The organism is Kutzneria buriramensis, assembly GCF_003387475.1.
GTDB lineage: Bacteria > Actinomycetota > Actinomycetes > Mycobacteriales > Pseudonocardiaceae > Kutzneria > Kutzneria buriramensis.
Map to the genome: position 1 here is coordinate 190,634 of NZ_QUNO01000020.1, position 15,347 is coordinate 205,980.

The window sequence follows — 15,347 nt, forward strand, 5'->3', positions numbered from 1 at the left end:
GGGCAGTCCGACTTCGTTGTTCGGGCAGCCCGACGGCCGAAGCGGTGACAGATCCGGGATACCCTCGCCTCGTGCTCGTTGGTCGCGCTGCCGAACTCGACCTGTTCCGTGCGCTGCTGCGGGACCTGGTCGCCGGTCGCGGCCGCTCCGTGCTGGTCGAGGGCGAGCCCGGCATCGGCAAGTCCGCGCTGGTCAACGCCGGTCTGGTCCTGGCGGCGACGCTGGGCTGCCGCGTCCTGTGGGCGGCCGCCGACGAGCTGGTGAGCCGCTTCCCGCTGCAGGCCCTGCGGGACGCGCTGACGCCGGCCGAGCGGGAGAGCCTCGGCCCGTGCCCGGCCGTCGGAGATCCGGTCACGGCCGGGGTCGAGAGGTTTCTGGCCCTGGCCGACCAGTTGTGCGCCGACTCGCCGGTGGTGCTGGTGCTGGACGACCTGCACTGGGCCGACGACGCCAGCCTGCTGACGTGGGGGCGGCTGAGCCGCGCCGTCGACCAGGTGCCGTTGCTGCTGGTGGCGACCTGCCGGCCGGTGCCGCGGCGGGCCCAGATCGCCGAGTTGCGGCGGACCCTCACCACCCACGGCACCACGGTGATGCGGCTGCGGGCGCTGCCGGACCAGCAGGTCGACGAACTGGTGGACGACCTGGTCGGCGCGCCCTCCGGCCCCCGGCTGCGGGCGATGGCCCGCCAGGCCGGCGGCAATCCGCTGTTCGTACGGGAGCTGGTCGACGCCCTGGTGCGCGAGCAGCACGTCGAGCGCGACGGGTTCGTCGAGCTGGCGGCGGGCATCGACCGAGCGCCGGCGTCGCTGGGCACGGCCATCGCCGACCGGCTGGCGTTCCTGTCCGACGCCACGACCCGCGTGCTGCGCCCGGCGGTGTTGCTCGGCAACGAGTTCTCCCTGGCCGACCTCGCCGCCGTCAGCGGGCATGCGCCGCCGGAGCTGGCGGACGGCGTCGAGGAGGCGATGTCCGCCGGCGTCCTGGCGGAGCGCGGCGACCGGTTGGCGTTCCGGCATCCGCTGATCCGGCACGCGCTGTACGCCGCGATCCCGGAGATGCTGCGCTCCGCGCTGCACCAGGACGCCGCCCATGCGCTGGTGCGGGCGAACGGCCCCGTGGAGCGGATCTCCGCCCAGCTGACCGCCGCGCGGGGCGAGATGGCGGACTGGGTCCCGCAGTGGCTCGCGGAGCACTCCACCGCCCTGACCCAGCGGGCGTCGCCGGTCGCCGAACGGCTGCTGACCTGGGCCGTGGCGAGAATCCCGCCGGACGACCCGCTGCACGACGAGCTGAAGGCCAGGCTGGCCATCACGGCGTTCCTGCTGGGCAACGGCGAGCTGAGCGAACGCCTCGCGCGGCAGGTGCTGGCCCGTACGCGCGATCCCGAGATGGTCGCCAAGATGCGCTGGACGGTGGTCGGCTGCCTGCACCGGTCGCGCCGGTTCTGCGACGCCCGCGAGATGGTCGAGGTGGCGCTGCGCGACCCGGAGCTGCCCCCGCTGTGGGAGGCGCGGCTGCTGGCGATCAGCGTCCGGCTGCGGCGCAGCGGCCGCCGCTTCGACGACTCCGCCGCGGAGAAGGCGTTGACGCAGGCCGAACTCGCCGACGACCCCGTCGCCATCGGGTACGCCCTGCACGAGATCAGCCTGGTGCGGCTGCGGCAGCGGGACACCGCCGGCGCGCTGCGGGCGGTCCGCCGGGCGCTGCGGGCGGTCGGCGACAACCCGTACACCACCGACCTGCGCCAGACGCTGCTGATCGACCAGACGGCGTTCCTGGCGCAGCTCGACAGCTGGGACGAGGTTCGCCGGTCCGTACGGGAGGCGATCGAGCTCGCCGAGCACACCGGCACGCCCCGGCTGTGCCACGTCTACACCAACGCCGCGGACATCTGGTTCGCGATGGGGCAGTGGGACGACGCGCTGGCCGCCTCCGACGTGGCCGCGGAGCACCTGCCGGCTGCCGACTCGTGGCCCGAGCTGTGGGAACGCGTGTACGGCATGAAGGCGCTCATCGCCGGCCACCGCGACGACGTCGCCTCCGTGGAGGCGGACCTGAACCGGCCGAAGGTCCGCGGCTCGGACTCCATCCTGCTGGTCCGGGCCCGCGCGATGGCGGAGGAACGGGCGGGCCGGCCGGAGGGCGCGCTGGCGGTGCTGCGCGAGACCCTCGACCCGAACCGCGTCGAGAAGTACCAGTACCTACGGCACCGCTGGTCGCCGCAGCTGGTGCGGCTGGCGATGGAACTCGGCGACCTGGACACCGCGCGCCGGGCAAGCGACCTCTGCGAGTACGAGGCCGAGGCGGAACCGATACCGGTCAAGACCGCCGCCGCGCGCTGGTGCCGCGGCCTGCTGGTCGGCGACTGGGCTGCATTGCTGGAGGCCGCGGAGTACTTCCGCACCGCCGGCCGGCCGCTCGAACTGGGGCACTGCCTGGAGGACGCGGCGGTGCTGATGGCCTACGAGGACCGGCCCACGGCGCTGCGCACGCTCACCGAGGCCGTCGACGCCTACCTGTCGCTGGGCGCGACCTGGGACGTGATGCGGGCGGACAGCCGTGCCCGCAGGCACGGCGTCCGCCGGGGCCGGCGCGGCCCCCGCAACCGGCCGTCGACCGGCTGGGACGCGCTCACGGTCACCGAGTCGAAGGTGGCCACGCTGGTCGCCGACGGACTGTCCAATCCGGACATCGCCGCCCTGATGTTCCTGTCCCGCCGCACGGTTCAGACGCACGTCTCGCACATCCTGGCCAAACTCGGCGCGCAGTCCCGGGTCGAGATCGCCAGGCTGTCCGGCGAGCGGTCAGGGTGACGGCGTCGGGAACGCGACGGGGCTGCGCCGCCCGGCCTTGTCGATCGCCCGCACCCCGAAGAACACGTTGTCCTTGGCCAGGTTCACGGTGAACGAGGTGACGTTGCCGGCCGGCACGCCATGCGTCCAGTCCGGTTCGGTCGCCTCCCGCCACACCACCTCGTAGCCGGCCAGGTCGGCCTCGGCAGAGGCGTCCCAGGTCAGTGTCGTGGTGTTGCCGAGTTGGGCGTCGAGCAGCAGCGCGTTCTTCGGCGTGCCGGGGCCGTTGGCCAGCGACCACATCGCCGCCGCGTTGACCCGGGCCACCCGCCGCACGTAGTCGAACTCGACGAACTCGATCAGGTCGCCGAACTGGACGCCGTTCTCGACGCGGGTGTCCTGGTGCTGGTGCGCGAAGTTCTCGTGCGGCTCGGTGAACCGGCAGGCCGGGAAACCCTGTTGCAGGAACGGGATGTGGTCGCCGCCGCGCAGGTAGCGGTCGCGGCGGTAGATCACGTGCACGGTCATGTCGGCGCTGTTCGCGACATCGGTGACGAACCGGGCCAGTTGCCGGCTCGGCGAGTCCGCCTCGCTGCCGACGGCCTGGCGCACCGCCGTCTGCTGCGGGGTCTCGGACGTCGGCACGCCCTCGGAGAACAGCCGCAGCGCGTGCGGGTCGCGGGTGCCGTCGTCGGCCCGGCTGCTGCCGACGATGTCGTTGGTGAACATGCCCTGCACGTCGGTGCCGGCCGCCTTGAACTGCGCGGCCATGTGCGCCGCGCCGTACAGGCCCTGCTCCTCGCCGGCGACCGCCGCGAACACGATGGTGGCCTTCGGCTGGTGCGTGGCCATGACGCGGGCCATCTCCAGCACGGCCGCGACGCCGGAGGCGTCGTCGTCGGCGCCCGGGGCGTCGCTGGTGAAGTTCATGACGTCGCTGACGCGCGAGTCGTAGTGGCCGGACACCACGTAGACCCGGTTCGGCGACGCGGCGCCGGTCAGGGTGGCGATCAGGTTGGTGATCACGGTGGGGGTGGGGATGCGGCTGGAGACGGGCTGCACGAAGGACTGTGCCTGCACGGTCATCCGGCCCTGGGAGGTGGCGGCGATGTCCTGCATCTGGCCCAGGATCCAGTCCCGGGCCGCGCCGATGCCGCGGTTGGGGTCGGTCTGGCTGGACAGGGTGTGCCGGGTGCCGAACGTGGTCAGCTTCTGGACGGTGGCCTGGAGTCTGGTCTGGTCGATGCGGGCCAGGATGCCGCGCAGCTCGGCGTCCGGGGCCTGCGGCCGCAACCGGGTCCCGGGGCCGGGCGGCCAGGCCGCCGGCCCCGGATCGGCCGCTGCTGGTGTCGTGGATGCTGCGGCGCCGACGGCCGCCGCCGCGGAAGCGGCGAGGAAACCTCGGCGACTTGGTCGTAAGGGCTCCATGCCGGTAACACTTGGCCCGTAGGCGATTCCTGTCAACGCGGCCGATCGGCGCGGGCCGAACGGCCGCAACCTCCTTGGTTCGCTCAGCGCCAGGACGGGTCCCGCTCCAGCGCCGACACGAGCCGGCGCAGCCAGCTGTCGGCGCTGCCGTCGACGCCGGGTTGGTCGCTGCGGAAGTTCTCCCAGTCGACCTCCCGGAGCTCCAGGAGGTTCCGCGCCGTGAACGCCTCCGCCTCGTCCCTGCCGATCTCGGGTTTGAGCAGCCGCCGCACCAGATCCAGCGACACGGTGGCGTGCTCGGCGAGCAGCACCGCGTCGTAGAGGTCCTTGCCCTGCGGGTACAAGTCGGTCACCAGCCACTGGAGCTTCCACGCCAGCGAGAGATCCGCCGGCGCGGCGAGCATCGGCGTGTCCAGCGGCGGGATCCGCACCACCTCCGGCGGCTCCGGCATCGGCTCGCGGTAGACGAAGTCCAGCTGGATCGCGCCCTGCGGCAGGTCGGGGACGTCGAACGGGATCACCAGCCGCCGGCCCGGCACCCGCTCGTACGTCCAGATCTCCTCGGCGACGGCCTGGTCCGCGCGCAGCCCGGGGCCCGGGTTGGCCCGCAGCCGCTCGACCAGGCCGTCCCGCATCGCCTCGGCCTCGGCGTCGTCGGGATCGATCCGCCGCGGGACCACCACGAAGTCCAGGTCGCCGGGCTCGCGGGCGGCCTCGCCCAGCCACGCCTTGAGCACGATGCTGCCGCGCAGCACCAGGTTCTGGGCCCACGGGGATTCCGCGATGGTGGCGAGGACGTGTCCCATCGCGTCGCGGCGGGCCTTGATCCACCGCTTGCCGTCGGCGGCGTCGGCGAACCAGGGATCGCCGGCGCGATAGGCGTTCGAGTACTGCTTGAGTGCCGGATCGAAGATCGCCTGCTGCCAGACACCCTGCCCCGGCTCCACGGCGAGCGGCCGGTACGTGGCCGGGAAGCCCTCGCGGCCGGCCTTCCAGGCGCGCAGCCGCTCGTCCCGCCACTGCGTGGTGGACCAGCCGACGTCCACGCTCGGGGCGTCGTCCACCACCACGTACTCCTGCTCGACCTCCAGAACCTCGAAGCCCCGCAAGGCATTCAGCAACCCGTCCAGCCGGGCCCGGGCGGTGTCGAGCCCCACCAGGCGGCACCGCTGCGTGACGAACCGCTCCTCACGGCCGTCCGCGCGCCGGCGGCGTGCGTTGCGCGACACGTGGCCGTCGTGCCCCACGGCCGTCATCGTCAACGCCAGCACGGTGCGCAGATCACCGGACGGCAGCAGGACTTTGACGTGGTGCTCGAAGTACAGGCCGTCGCGGTGGTCGTCATCGGTGCGCGGCACGCCCTCGTTCCACGGCGCCGCCTCGATTTTTGTTCGCAGCACACGGAGTCCGGCCGTGGCCAGATCGCCGGCCCAGCGCTGCGCCACTCGGCGCACGTCGTCCAGCGTGCCGCTGGCGGTGATGGTCAGCATCGGCTGCGTCGCCTGCGCGCCGCGGTTCAGCTCGATGCAGGTGTACTTGGCCCCGGCACGCTGCGCGAACGTCGCCAGGGCGTCCGCCTCCACCGGAGCGCCGGTCAAGTGGATCTCGAAGTCGCCCGCGAACATGCGGCGGATTCTCGCAGAACGCGCTATGGCCTTCCGGCCATTTTTCCAGCTCTGCCACCACGTCAGCCCCGGACGGCGCGTGCACGGGGTCGACCAGCCATTGCAGCATCAGGCCGGTGAACAGGGCCAGCGGCACCGAGCCGCATGGGCACGTCACAGGCGCTCATCGGCGCGCGGACGCTCGCCCGCCACCTGGACCAGCCGTCCGCGTACGAGCGGGAGCTCCGCCCGTACGTCGCGGAGAACCAGGAGAAGGGCCGGCTGGCCGCTCAGACCTTGACGGCCACGCCCGCGTAGCCGGCGTTCGGCATCAGCGACTCCGGCCCGTTGTCGGCCAGGTCCGGCCGCCAGTCCGGGATCCACACCACGCCCGGCCGCACCAGCTCCCAGCCCTGGAACAGGGCCTGGACCTCGGGCTGGGTGCGCAGCCGGACCTGGGCCACGGACTTCGTGTACATCTCGCGGGCGGCGTGTAGGTGCTCGTCCGGCATGCGCTCGGTGTTGGGGCTGCCGTGCGCGATGGCCAGCATGCTGCCGGCCGGCAGCCGGTCGAGGAACCGCCGCAGGATGCCGACCGGGTCGTCCTCGTCGTGGATGAAGTGCAGGATCATGATCAGCATCACCGCGACCGGCCGCTCCAGGTCCAGCGTCCCGCGCAGCTCCGGGCTGTCCAGGATGGCGTCCGGCTCGCGCAGGTCGCCGCGCAGCACGGTGGTCGTCGGATCGCCGCCCAGCAGCTGCCGGGTGTGGCTGACCGCGACGGGATCGGTGTCCACGTACACGACCCGGGACTGCGGGTCGGCCGCGCGGGCGATCTCGTGCACGTTGCCGACGGTCGGGATGCCGGAGCCGATGTCCAGGAACTGTGTCACCCCGGCCGCCGCGCACATGCGCACCGCGCGGCGCAGGAACGCCCGGCTGGCTTGCGCCATCTTCGGACCTTCCGGCATCAGCTTGAGCATCTGCTTGGCCACCTCGCGGTCCACCGCGAAGTTGTGCGAGCCGTCCAGGAACCAGTCCCAGATACGGCTGATGCTCGGCTGGTCGATGTCCACGTCCGGCGGCGCCCAGCTGGGTCGTTCCATGCCGTCACCCTAGCGCTCGAACTCACCGATGAGCTCGCCGATCAGGCGGATGCTGGTGGTCACCGCCTCGTCCGGGATGCTGCCGATCTGGTGCAGGCACATCAGCCGGTCGATGCCAAGGTCGGCGTACACCTGGAGCTTCTCCCGGCACGTTTCCGGGCTGCCCACGATCAGCGACTGCTGGGCGCTCAGCACGGTGAACACCTCCTCGTCGGGCACGTCCTCGCCCTGGAGCACACGGCCGATCAACAACTGGGCGTCGGTCGGCGCGTTGTCGATCTCGCCGCGGAGGAAGTCGCCGGTGAGGCCGCCGCCGTCGGGGGAGTCGAGCAGGTCCTGGTGCCGCTGCATGGTGGCGGCGAACTCGGTGGCGGCCTCGAAGAACCGCAGCGCCGTCACGGTGTACCAGGCTGCAGCAGCAGCGGCGCCGTTGCGCATGGCCTGCTCGTCGGTCTCGGCGCAGTGCACGAACGTGAAGTAGCCGACCTGGTTGTTCACGAACGAGCCGACCGGGTCGGTGCAGGACTCCACCGCCGCCCGGTACAGCTTGATCATCCGGCCGACGCGTTCCAGCGACTCCCACATGGTCGTGCCCAGCACGCCGACGCCGCGCCGGCCGGCGTCCTCGAACGAGGTGGGGCTGGCCGCCGCCTGCCACAGCGGCGGATGCGGCTGCTGCAACGGCTTCGGCCCGATGGAGACGTTGTCGATGCGGTAGTTCTCGCTGTCGTGGGAGAAGTTCTCGGTGGTCCACATCTTCGGGACCATCTCGAAGGCCTCCTGCGTCTGCGCCCGGGCCTGCTCCGGCGAGATGCCGAACAGCCGCCACTCGGGGATGGTCGAGCGGGTCAGCCCCAGCTCCACCCGGCCGCCCGACAGGTGGTCCAGCGTCGCCGCCCGCTCGGCCACGCGGATCGGGTGGTTGAACCGCCCGGGTGCGAGCACCGCGGAGTGGCCCAGTCGGATCCGGCTGGTGTGCTGGGCGATCGCCGCCAGCATCAGCTCCGGCGCCGAGGACAGGCTGAACTCGCCCGCGCCGTGGTGCTCCACCTGCCACCAGCAGCCGTAGCCCAGCTCGTCGGCGAGCTTGGCCTGCTCGATCGCCCGCCGGAAGCGGAGCTGCTCGTGCCCCTCGGGCCAGGGCCGGGGGTTCTGGATCTCGTTGAACAGGTCGATCTTCACGGCGGCACGCCCCTTCGTCGCGACGGTCACTGCATGCGAATGTCTGCCGACGGAAGGTGTTCGTTACGCCCGGCTGTCAGCCGGTGAGCTCGCTGTCCCAGTCGATGTGGTGCAGGTGCAGCCAGTCCATGTCCGGCTTCCGCGTCTGCCGGCTGATCGCCCAGTCCCGGATCATTCGCAGGAGGGGCCCGGGATTCTTCGGCCCGAGCATCCGAGCCCCGGTGTTCACCACGCGCTCCACCCGCTCCCGGCGCAACCGCTCGTACGTGCGCAGCGCGGCGGTGGTGTCCGGGATGTCGCGCAGGCAATGGGCGAGCGTGACGGCGTCCTCGATGGCCATGGACGCGCCCTGCGTGGTGACCGGCGAGGCCACGTGCAGCGCGTCGCCGACCAGCGTCATGCCGGCGCGGGACCAGGTCGGCACGGTTGGCAGCTGGAAACAGGCCGTCGCCATGAACTGTTCGTCGGCCGTCTCCCGGATCGCCTCCACGGTGTCGATCCGGTCGCCGGCGAACAGCTCGCCCAGCCGGCTGCGGAGCTCGGCCGGTGTCGCGCCGGCCAGCTCCTCCTCCCCGCACGGCACGTTGGCGAACCACCAGGTCTCGCCGTCCGGCGCGGTGGTGTGGCCGCAGCTGGCCTTGGTGCCGAAGTACATGTAGTACGAGTCGCGGCTGCTCGACGGCAGGACGTCCCGCACCGCGCCCATGACGATGTTCCAGCCGGTGTAGTCCGGCCTCGGGGCGTCCGGGTCGATCAGGGTCCGGGTCGTGGAGTGCACGCCGTCCGCGCCGACGAGCAGGTCGCCGCCGGTGCGGGTGTCGTCGTCGAAGAAGGCGGTGACGCTGCCCTCCTGTCTCGCGGCGACCAGGCGTTTCCCGTACACCACCTCGACTCCGCGGCGCTGTGCCTCGTCGGTGAGCGCGCGGTACAGGTCGGCGCGGCGCAGGGTGCGCGGGATGACCTTCTCGGGATCCGGGGTCGGGATGGTGAGCACGCCGAGCGCGCGGTCCTTGCCGTTGCGCATCTTGACGTCCCGCGAGGCGAACGAGCGATCCAGCACCAGGTGTTCGGCGTCGACGGCGCGCAGCGCGTCCAGGCCGTTGGCCATGATGGTGAGGAAGGCGCCCTTGCCGTCCGCGCCGGTGGGATGCGCCTCGTAGACGGTGGCGTCCAGGCCCGCGTGTCTGAGCGCGATCGCCGTCGCCATGCCGGCGACCCCGCCGCCGATCACCAGCACCCTGCTCATGCGGCTCCTACTCGAAGTTCGGCTCGCCGCCGGGATCGCCGACCTCGCCGAGCGCGAGCAGCCAGGAGGTGGTGACCCGCGGCGCGCCCACGGGGCGGTGGTCGTCGAAGAACTTGGCGATGGCGCGGACCTTCTCCATGGTGGGGTTCGCCTTGCCCTCGCGGACCTGCCACAGCGTAAGCCGGGAGATCGACAGCGGGTGCGAGGGATCCGCGCTGATGGCGTAGGCCACCTCGGGGGTGGAGTAGCGCACCGGCCGACCCTGCGGGTCGAGGGACTTCACCGTGATGTCGAACAGGTGGTTCAGCCGGCTGGCCAGCACGAACGTCGACGGGGCCGCCCCCTCGATGCGAGTGTCCACCGCACCCCTCCCTCGTTGCCTGGAGCGCCCCCGATGTTAACCGACAGGGCAGCTTCGGCGTGGCTGGGGTTAATTAAAATGTACGAATGGCCGTCAGGGGGTGGCCGGCCGGTACCGCACATTGACAGCCGCGGCGGGCTCCAGCCGGATCGGCACGCCGCCGGGGTTGTCGTAGAGGCGGATGCCGTCGCCGAGCAGGACCGGCACGATGTGCAGGTCGATCTCGTCGATCAGGTTGCGGGCCAGCAGCTGCCGGCCGATGGTCGGCGAGAACACCTCCAGGTTCTTGCCGCCGGCCGCCTCCAGGCCGATCCGCACCGCCTCGGCGACGTCGCAGTTCAGGAAGGTGACTCCCGGGGCGGGCTCGGCGTCCTCCGGATGGTGGGTCAGCACGAAGATCGGGCCCTGCCAGGCGCCGCCGTACGGGCGGGCGTCGTCGATCACGTCCCAGCCGTCGCGGCCGCCGAGCACGGCTCCGGTGGTGCTGATGTACTCCTGGTGCAGGCCGGGCCGCACGGTGAAGCCGGTCATCCAGTCCATCGAGTGGTCCGGGCCGGCCACGAAGCCGTCCAGCGACATCGCGAAGTGCCACAACACCTTGCCGGTCGCCGTCTGCGGCGCGAAATCGGTCACCGCGCCAGCCTAGGAGGCGACTCCCTGGATGAGGCCGTGCTGCACGGCGGCCATGATCGCCTGGGCCCGGTTGCTCGCGCCGAGCTTGTCGTACAGGCGGGTGACGTAGGTCTTGGCCGTGGAGAGGCTGACGTACATCTGACCGGCGATGGCCGGGACGGACAGCCCGCGGCTGAGCAGTTCCAGCGTCTCCCGCTCGCGCGGGCTCAGCCCGTGCCGGGCCTCGGCCTCCCGCTGCCGCGCGAACGCGCCGGCCAGGCCGCTGGCCGTGAACGAGGACGCGGCGACGGAGGCGTGCCGCACGGCGCCGAGCACCTCGCTGGTGGGGGCGGTCTTCGGCACGAAGGCGGAGGCGCCGGTTTCCATGGCGCGGAACAGCACGTCGTCCTCGCCCTGGGAGGTCAGCACGACGATGCCGAGGTTCGGGTGGCGGTCGCGCAGCTCGCGGGCCAGCCGGATGCCGTCGGTGTCGGGCAGTGTGACGGCGACCGTGACGACATCGGGCCGCTGCGCGGCGATCAGGCGCACGGCGTCGGAACCCGAGCATGCCTCACCGACGAACTCCATGTCCGGCTGTTGTTCGATCAGCCGGGCGAGGCCGTAGCGGATCAGCGTGTGCTCCTCGATGACTGCCGTTCTGATCGTCATTGGCTGGCCGTCCTGTCCCGCGTGGTGCGTGTTGCCCTCTTCATCGCTTTGGCCCAGCGTGTGCTACACCATTCAGGGAGTTCACAGGTTGGCGGAGGGTTGGCGATGGCCGTGTTGCTGATCTTCATCGGGCTGTTGGGCCTGGTCGTGGGCTCTTTTCTCAACGTCGTCATCCACCGTGTGCCGGCCGGAATCTCGGTCGCGACCCCACCCTCGGCGTGTCCCAACTGTGATGTGAGGATCCGTGTGCGGCACAACGTCCCGGTCCTCGGCTGGTTGTTGTTGCGCGGCAAGTGTTTCGACTGCAAGGAGCCGATCAGCGCTCGCTACCCGCTCGTCGAGCTGCTGACCGGTCTGCTGTTCGTGGCGGTCGCGCTGCGGGTGTCCATCCCGGACCTGCCGGCGTACCTGTACTTCACGGCGATCGGCGTCGCGCTGTCGGCGATCGACCTCGACACCCGGCGGCTGCCCAACGCCATCGTGCTGCCGTCCTATCCGGTCATCGCGGTGCTGCTGACCGCGTCCGCGGCGTGGCAACGGGATTTCTGGCCGCTGCTGCGGGCCGGCGTCGGCGGGGTCGTGCTGTTCGCGTTCTTCTTCATGCTCGCCACGGTGTACCCCGCCGGCATGGGCTTCGGCGACGTCAAGCTGGCCGGCCTGATCGGCATGGTCCTCGGCTACCTGTCGTGGCGGGCGCTGCTGATCGGCAGCTTCGGCGGTTTCCTGCTGGGCGCGGTCGTCGGCGTGGTGGTGATGGCCGTGCGCAAGGGCGGACGCCGAACAGCGCTCCCGTTCGGACCGTTCATGGTCGCGGGAGCGCTGCTGGCCATGTTCACCGCCGACGCGATTGCCGACGGGTACGTGAAACTTTTGCTACAGGGCTTGGCATAGGGCGTGTCTGACGGAGCTTTGGTCCACCGCGTCCAACGCCGGTGGCCGGCCACCCCGAGGCCGCACGAATCCGGCGTAGAAGAGCCCGGATCGTCCGCGACGATTGGGCCTTGTCGCCGCGCACCCGGTTCGGCCGGGTCCGTGCTCGGGCTGAGCCGCCCTACCGCCACTCTCGGACCGGCGGTCACCTTCATGGCGGCCACACTGGACCGAATCGACACCGGAACCGCGCGAGGATCCATGCCCTGATGCATGGCCCGCCTGCTTGACGCCCGATGCCGAGCGGGAAGCGTATGCGAGGTGCGGGCGTACTCCGTTTGGATTCACTCGACTGCTTTCCGTTCGACTCACCCGATTGCATCACGCGCGGTAGTCAAATTGACACTTATAGTGATGACGGTCGGAGGTCGACGACAATTAGGAGTTCGATACGGGGTTCATCCTGCCTGGTTCTATATCGAGCCGACGGGAAGCGGTCCTGTAGAAATTCAATATCGCCTTCGACGGCCTCTTGGCAGCCCGAGGCTGGCCCGAAAACTACCTCCGTTATTCGTTTGAATGGCCTCGTCGAGGTGGGAGCTTTGTGTGTGCACCAGAAGGCGGGGTGTCGGACTTTGATCCGCGGTCCCGGTGTGACATGGGGTCGGACCGGTGCGTGGTCGCGTGTACCTGGGCCGCCGCGGACGCAGGGTCGACCGTCCTGTCCGGTTGATCGTGGAATGGGATCTGCTGCGGTGCCCGCAGCGCATGTCCGGCGTGACGCCGTCGAAAATGGGAAGGAGGCCTAATATCGCATTGCGTTGAATCAACTCGACCTCGAGAGGGAAGGATCCTGTTCTGTGAATCCGCTGGAGCTGGTCGGCAAGCGCGTGCCATTTCTGCGATGGTCTTTTCTGCGATTGCTGTTCTCCTTTAAGAAGTTGACCACCGAGTGGCAGGTCGGCGACGGTCGCGAGGAAGCGCTTGCTCATTATGTGGTCACGAGAGCGCGGGCGGGTGACGTCGACGATGTGATCCGAACTATCGACGAATTCTGCGCTCGACGCAGCTTCATGATCCACGTCAGCGAGGAGAAGGGTGCGATCTTGGACGCCGCTGTCCGGCGTACAAGCCCGAAGCGCGTGCTCGAGCTGGGGACCTATTGTGGATACAGCGCGTTGCGGATAGTGCGACTGTTGGATGCGGACTGTCGCCTGGTCTCAGTCGAGTTCAACCCTGCCAACGCCGACATTGCGCGGCGGATCTGGGATCACGCCGGGGTCGGAAGCCGTGTGGCCGTCGTGGTCGGGACGCTCGGCGATGGCGACGTGACGCTGAAACGGCTCGAGGTCGAACATGGCTTTGCGCCCGGCTCGGTGGACTTCGTGTTCATCGACCACGCCAAGGACGCGTACCTTCCTGACCTCCACCGAGTTGTCGATCGAGACTGGCTGCACGCAGGCTCCGTCGTGGTCGCGGACAATGTCAAGTTCCCTGGCGCTCCGGAGTACCGCGCGTACATGAAGTCGGCAGAAGGGAGGACATGGCGCTCGATCGAGCATGCGACACATGAGACCCTAATCAGGGACGTGGTGCTTGAGTCGCGGTATCTCGGTAACAATGGCGTCAAGCCGTCACCGAGTCGGCCTTAAACGGTGCGACCCGGGTTTTCGTGCACTCTTGCTTGTCGTAAAACTGTGGCCGGCGAGGCGACCGACACACGACGAACGATCAGGCGGGCTGCGATCGAGGCCTGTCGGATGACAGTCGTGGGCCTGGCGTAGTGACGTTCGCTGTCTCAGACCGTCCTGAACCGGAGAGGTGTGAGGGTGAGCGTGCGCCATCCATCGCAGCGGGACAACGGCGAACCCCGTCCAATCGGAAGCCGGACGGTGACGGCGCACCGCATCCGGAGGCAAGTGTATTCATGTTTTCCTATGTGAAATCACTTTTCATCCGGAGGTGTGATGAGGGAGTGTAAATACTTGTAATCGACTGATCTTCAATCCTCTGACGTTGCCAACTTTGGTCGCGTAAACCCGTGGTGTTGTTGGTCAAAGGTGTTGTCGTCCGCGTCAGGTTTCGGACCTTCTCGATGTGTGACTCCCTGAGAAGGCTATCGGCGGGGGACTGTCAGGGTGTGTGCTCGAGTGGGGCTGACTCGACACGGCTGCCGCCGGTGCCTACGAGGCGACCGTCTTCAACTGTGCGCCCGGGCCGCGACCGGCCGGTTCGAGCTTGGTTGCTCCTATCCGTCACCAAGTGAAATGGAAATCTAGGTTGGCACTCATGTCTGGAGATCTTGCCGTGTCGCCGCTGGTGCGCCACGCGCGGAGGCTGAGTCCGCTGCTGGCGAAGCATGCCGCTGAAACTGAGCTCGCGGGCGACATAGCGCCGCCCTGTCTGGCGCTGATGAAGGAAGCCGGCATGTTCAGCATGCTTGCGCCACGAGCTGCGTGGGGCCCGGACAGCGGGCTCCCGGCCGTCGTTGAGGCACTCGTGGAACTCGGTCGCGGCTGCGGCTCGACCGCCTGGGTGGCTATGATCCTTTCCGGCGGCTGCGCATTGGTTTCTCTGCTGGATGACGAGGTCTGCGATGAAGTGTGGGGTGGCGACCCGCATGCCGCCGTTGCGACTGTGACGAGCCCGAGTGGGGTCGCTCGGAAAGTGTCATTCGGTTGGCATGTCTCTGGACGTTGGCAACCCGCATCGGGCGTGCGGCATGCACAGTGGGTACTCGTGGGGACGCCGGTGCCGGGAGACCGCGGCAAGGATGAAATCACACAGATGTTGATACCCGCGAGTGAGATCCGTATCGAACCGACGTGGTCTGCGCCTGGCATGCGTGGAACCGCTAGCGACACGATTATTGCAGATGACGTGTTTGTTCCGAATCGTAGAGCTTTGTCCTTCTCGCGAGCGCTTTCGGGTGGTTATGCGACGCGGAAAATCAATCTTCCACTTGCGGCGGTTCCCATTGTTCCATTTTTGGCGACGATAGCCGTCGGGCCGGTGTTGGGAATGGTGGACAGCGCTTTGGCGCACGCGCTCGGTCTGATCCGTGAGCGCGGCGCCATTGTTGGCACCGACTACTCAAGGGCGGTGTATTCGCCGGCCGTTCAGCTCTCCGTCGCGAAAGCGGTCGGCTTGATAGACGGCGCCCACCTGCACGTCGACCGCGCGGTTGGCGTACTTTCTGCGGCCATGAAAAGCCGCACTGGCCTGGACGCGGCGGCAGCGGCTCGCACACATATGGATGTCGGCGTGGCTTCTACGCAGATCCGCGAGGCTATTGGATTGCTCATGGACTCCTGCGCTGCTCGCGGGTTCGCCTCCGCGAGCCCTCTTCAACGGATCTGGCGGGACATCGAGGTCGCATGCCGGCATCAACTTCTGGTTGCTGACGCCAGCCGTGAGCGGCTCGGACGGGCGCTCCTCGACGTCGGAGGGCAGGCTCCCGAACGATGATCTTGATGC

13 protein-coding genes are annotated in these 15,347 nt (G+C 69.4%); 5 read left to right on the forward strand and 8 right to left on the reverse strand.

All coding sequences use genetic code 11. The annotated features are described in order from the left end of the window. The first annotated feature begins 71 nt into the window (after positions 1-71). On the forward strand, positions 72-2,813 hold the full coding sequence (locus tag BCF44_RS44290; protein ID WP_170218077.1) for a helix-turn-helix transcriptional regulator: 2,742 nt from the start codon (positions 72-74) through the stop codon (positions 2,811-2,813). Here the strand turns inward: BCF44_RS44290 and BCF44_RS44295 are convergent. Together BCF44_RS44295 and BCF44_RS44300 are read right to left on the reverse strand one after the other, a co-directional pair. Next, entirely contained in the window at positions 2,805-4,220 is a 1,416-nt protein-coding gene (locus BCF44_RS44295) for a M20/M25/M40 family metallo-hydrolase (protein WP_116180521.1), read from the reverse strand. The two genes, BCF44_RS44290 and BCF44_RS44295, sit on opposite strands and share 9 nt — an antisense overlap. Before the next feature lie 83 nt (positions 4,221-4,303). Then, on the reverse strand, positions 4,304-5,845 hold the full coding sequence (locus BCF44_RS44300) for a nucleotidyl transferase AbiEii/AbiGii toxin family protein (protein ID WP_116180522.1): 1,542 nt from the start codon (positions 5,843-5,845) through the stop codon (positions 4,304-4,306). Between the two features lie 144 nt (positions 5,846-5,989). Here BCF44_RS44300 and BCF44_RS56115 point away from each other — a divergent pair, with 144 nt between their 5' ends. Then, positions 5,990-6,142 (forward strand): hypothetical protein, encoded by a 153-nt coding sequence (locus BCF44_RS56115; protein WP_170218078.1) that lies wholly within the window; start codon positions 5,990-5,992, stop codon positions 6,140-6,142. Here the strand turns inward: BCF44_RS56115 and BCF44_RS44310 are convergent. From BCF44_RS44310 to BCF44_RS44335, 6 genes are all read right to left on the reverse strand, one after another. Beyond that, positions 6,115-6,930, reverse strand: coding sequence for an SAM-dependent methyltransferase (locus tag BCF44_RS44310; RefSeq protein ID WP_116180523.1), 816 nt, complete (start codon positions 6,928-6,930; stop codon positions 6,115-6,117). The genes BCF44_RS56115 and BCF44_RS44310 overlap by 28 nt on opposite strands. 9 nt (positions 6,931-6,939) lie before the next feature. Continuing rightward, positions 6,940-8,142, reverse strand: a complete 1,203-nt coding sequence (locus tag BCF44_RS44315; RefSeq protein ID WP_246016172.1) for an LLM class flavin-dependent oxidoreductase — start codon at positions 8,140-8,142, stop codon at positions 6,940-6,942. 46 nt (positions 8,143-8,188) lie between these two features. Then, positions 8,189-9,358, reverse strand: a complete 1,170-nt coding sequence (locus BCF44_RS44320) for an FAD-dependent oxidoreductase (protein WP_116180524.1) — start codon at positions 9,356-9,358, stop codon at positions 8,189-8,191. A 7-nt stretch (positions 9,359-9,365) separates the two neighbouring features. Continuing rightward, complete coding sequence (locus tag BCF44_RS44325; protein ID WP_116180525.1) at positions 9,366-9,719, reverse strand: hypothetical protein; 354 nt, start codon at positions 9,717-9,719, stop codon at positions 9,366-9,368. 93 nt (positions 9,720-9,812) lie between these two features. Further along, a complete protein-coding gene (locus BCF44_RS44330) occupies positions 9,813-10,352 on the reverse strand; it encodes a dihydrofolate reductase family protein (protein ID WP_116180526.1) in 540 nt (179 codons plus the stop codon). A 9-nt stretch (positions 10,353-10,361) separates the two neighbouring features. Beyond that, positions 10,362-11,000 (reverse strand): response regulator transcription factor, encoded by a 639-nt coding sequence (locus tag BCF44_RS44335; RefSeq protein ID WP_116180527.1) that lies wholly within the window; start codon positions 10,998-11,000, stop codon positions 10,362-10,364. Between the two features lie 105 nt (positions 11,001-11,105). On the opposite strand from BCF44_RS44335, the gene BCF44_RS44340 reads away from it, so the two are divergent. From BCF44_RS44340 to BCF44_RS44350, 3 genes are all read left to right on the forward strand, one after another. Further along, the gene (locus BCF44_RS44340) at positions 11,106-11,891 is read left to right on the forward strand and encodes a prepilin peptidase (protein WP_116180528.1); all 786 of its coding nucleotides are present in this window, start codon (positions 11,106-11,108) and stop codon (positions 11,889-11,891) included. Positions 11,892-12,730: 839 nt separating this feature from the next. Further along, the gene (locus BCF44_RS44345; protein WP_211353510.1) at positions 12,731-13,522 is read left to right on the forward strand and encodes an O-methyltransferase; all 792 of its coding nucleotides are present in this window, start codon (positions 12,731-12,733) and stop codon (positions 13,520-13,522) included. A gap of 637 nt (positions 13,523-14,159) precedes the next feature. Then, complete coding sequence (locus BCF44_RS44350; protein ID WP_116180529.1) at positions 14,160-15,338, forward strand: acyl-CoA dehydrogenase family protein; 1,179 nt, start codon at positions 14,160-14,162, stop codon at positions 15,336-15,338. Positions 15,339-15,347 lie beyond the last annotated feature (9 nt).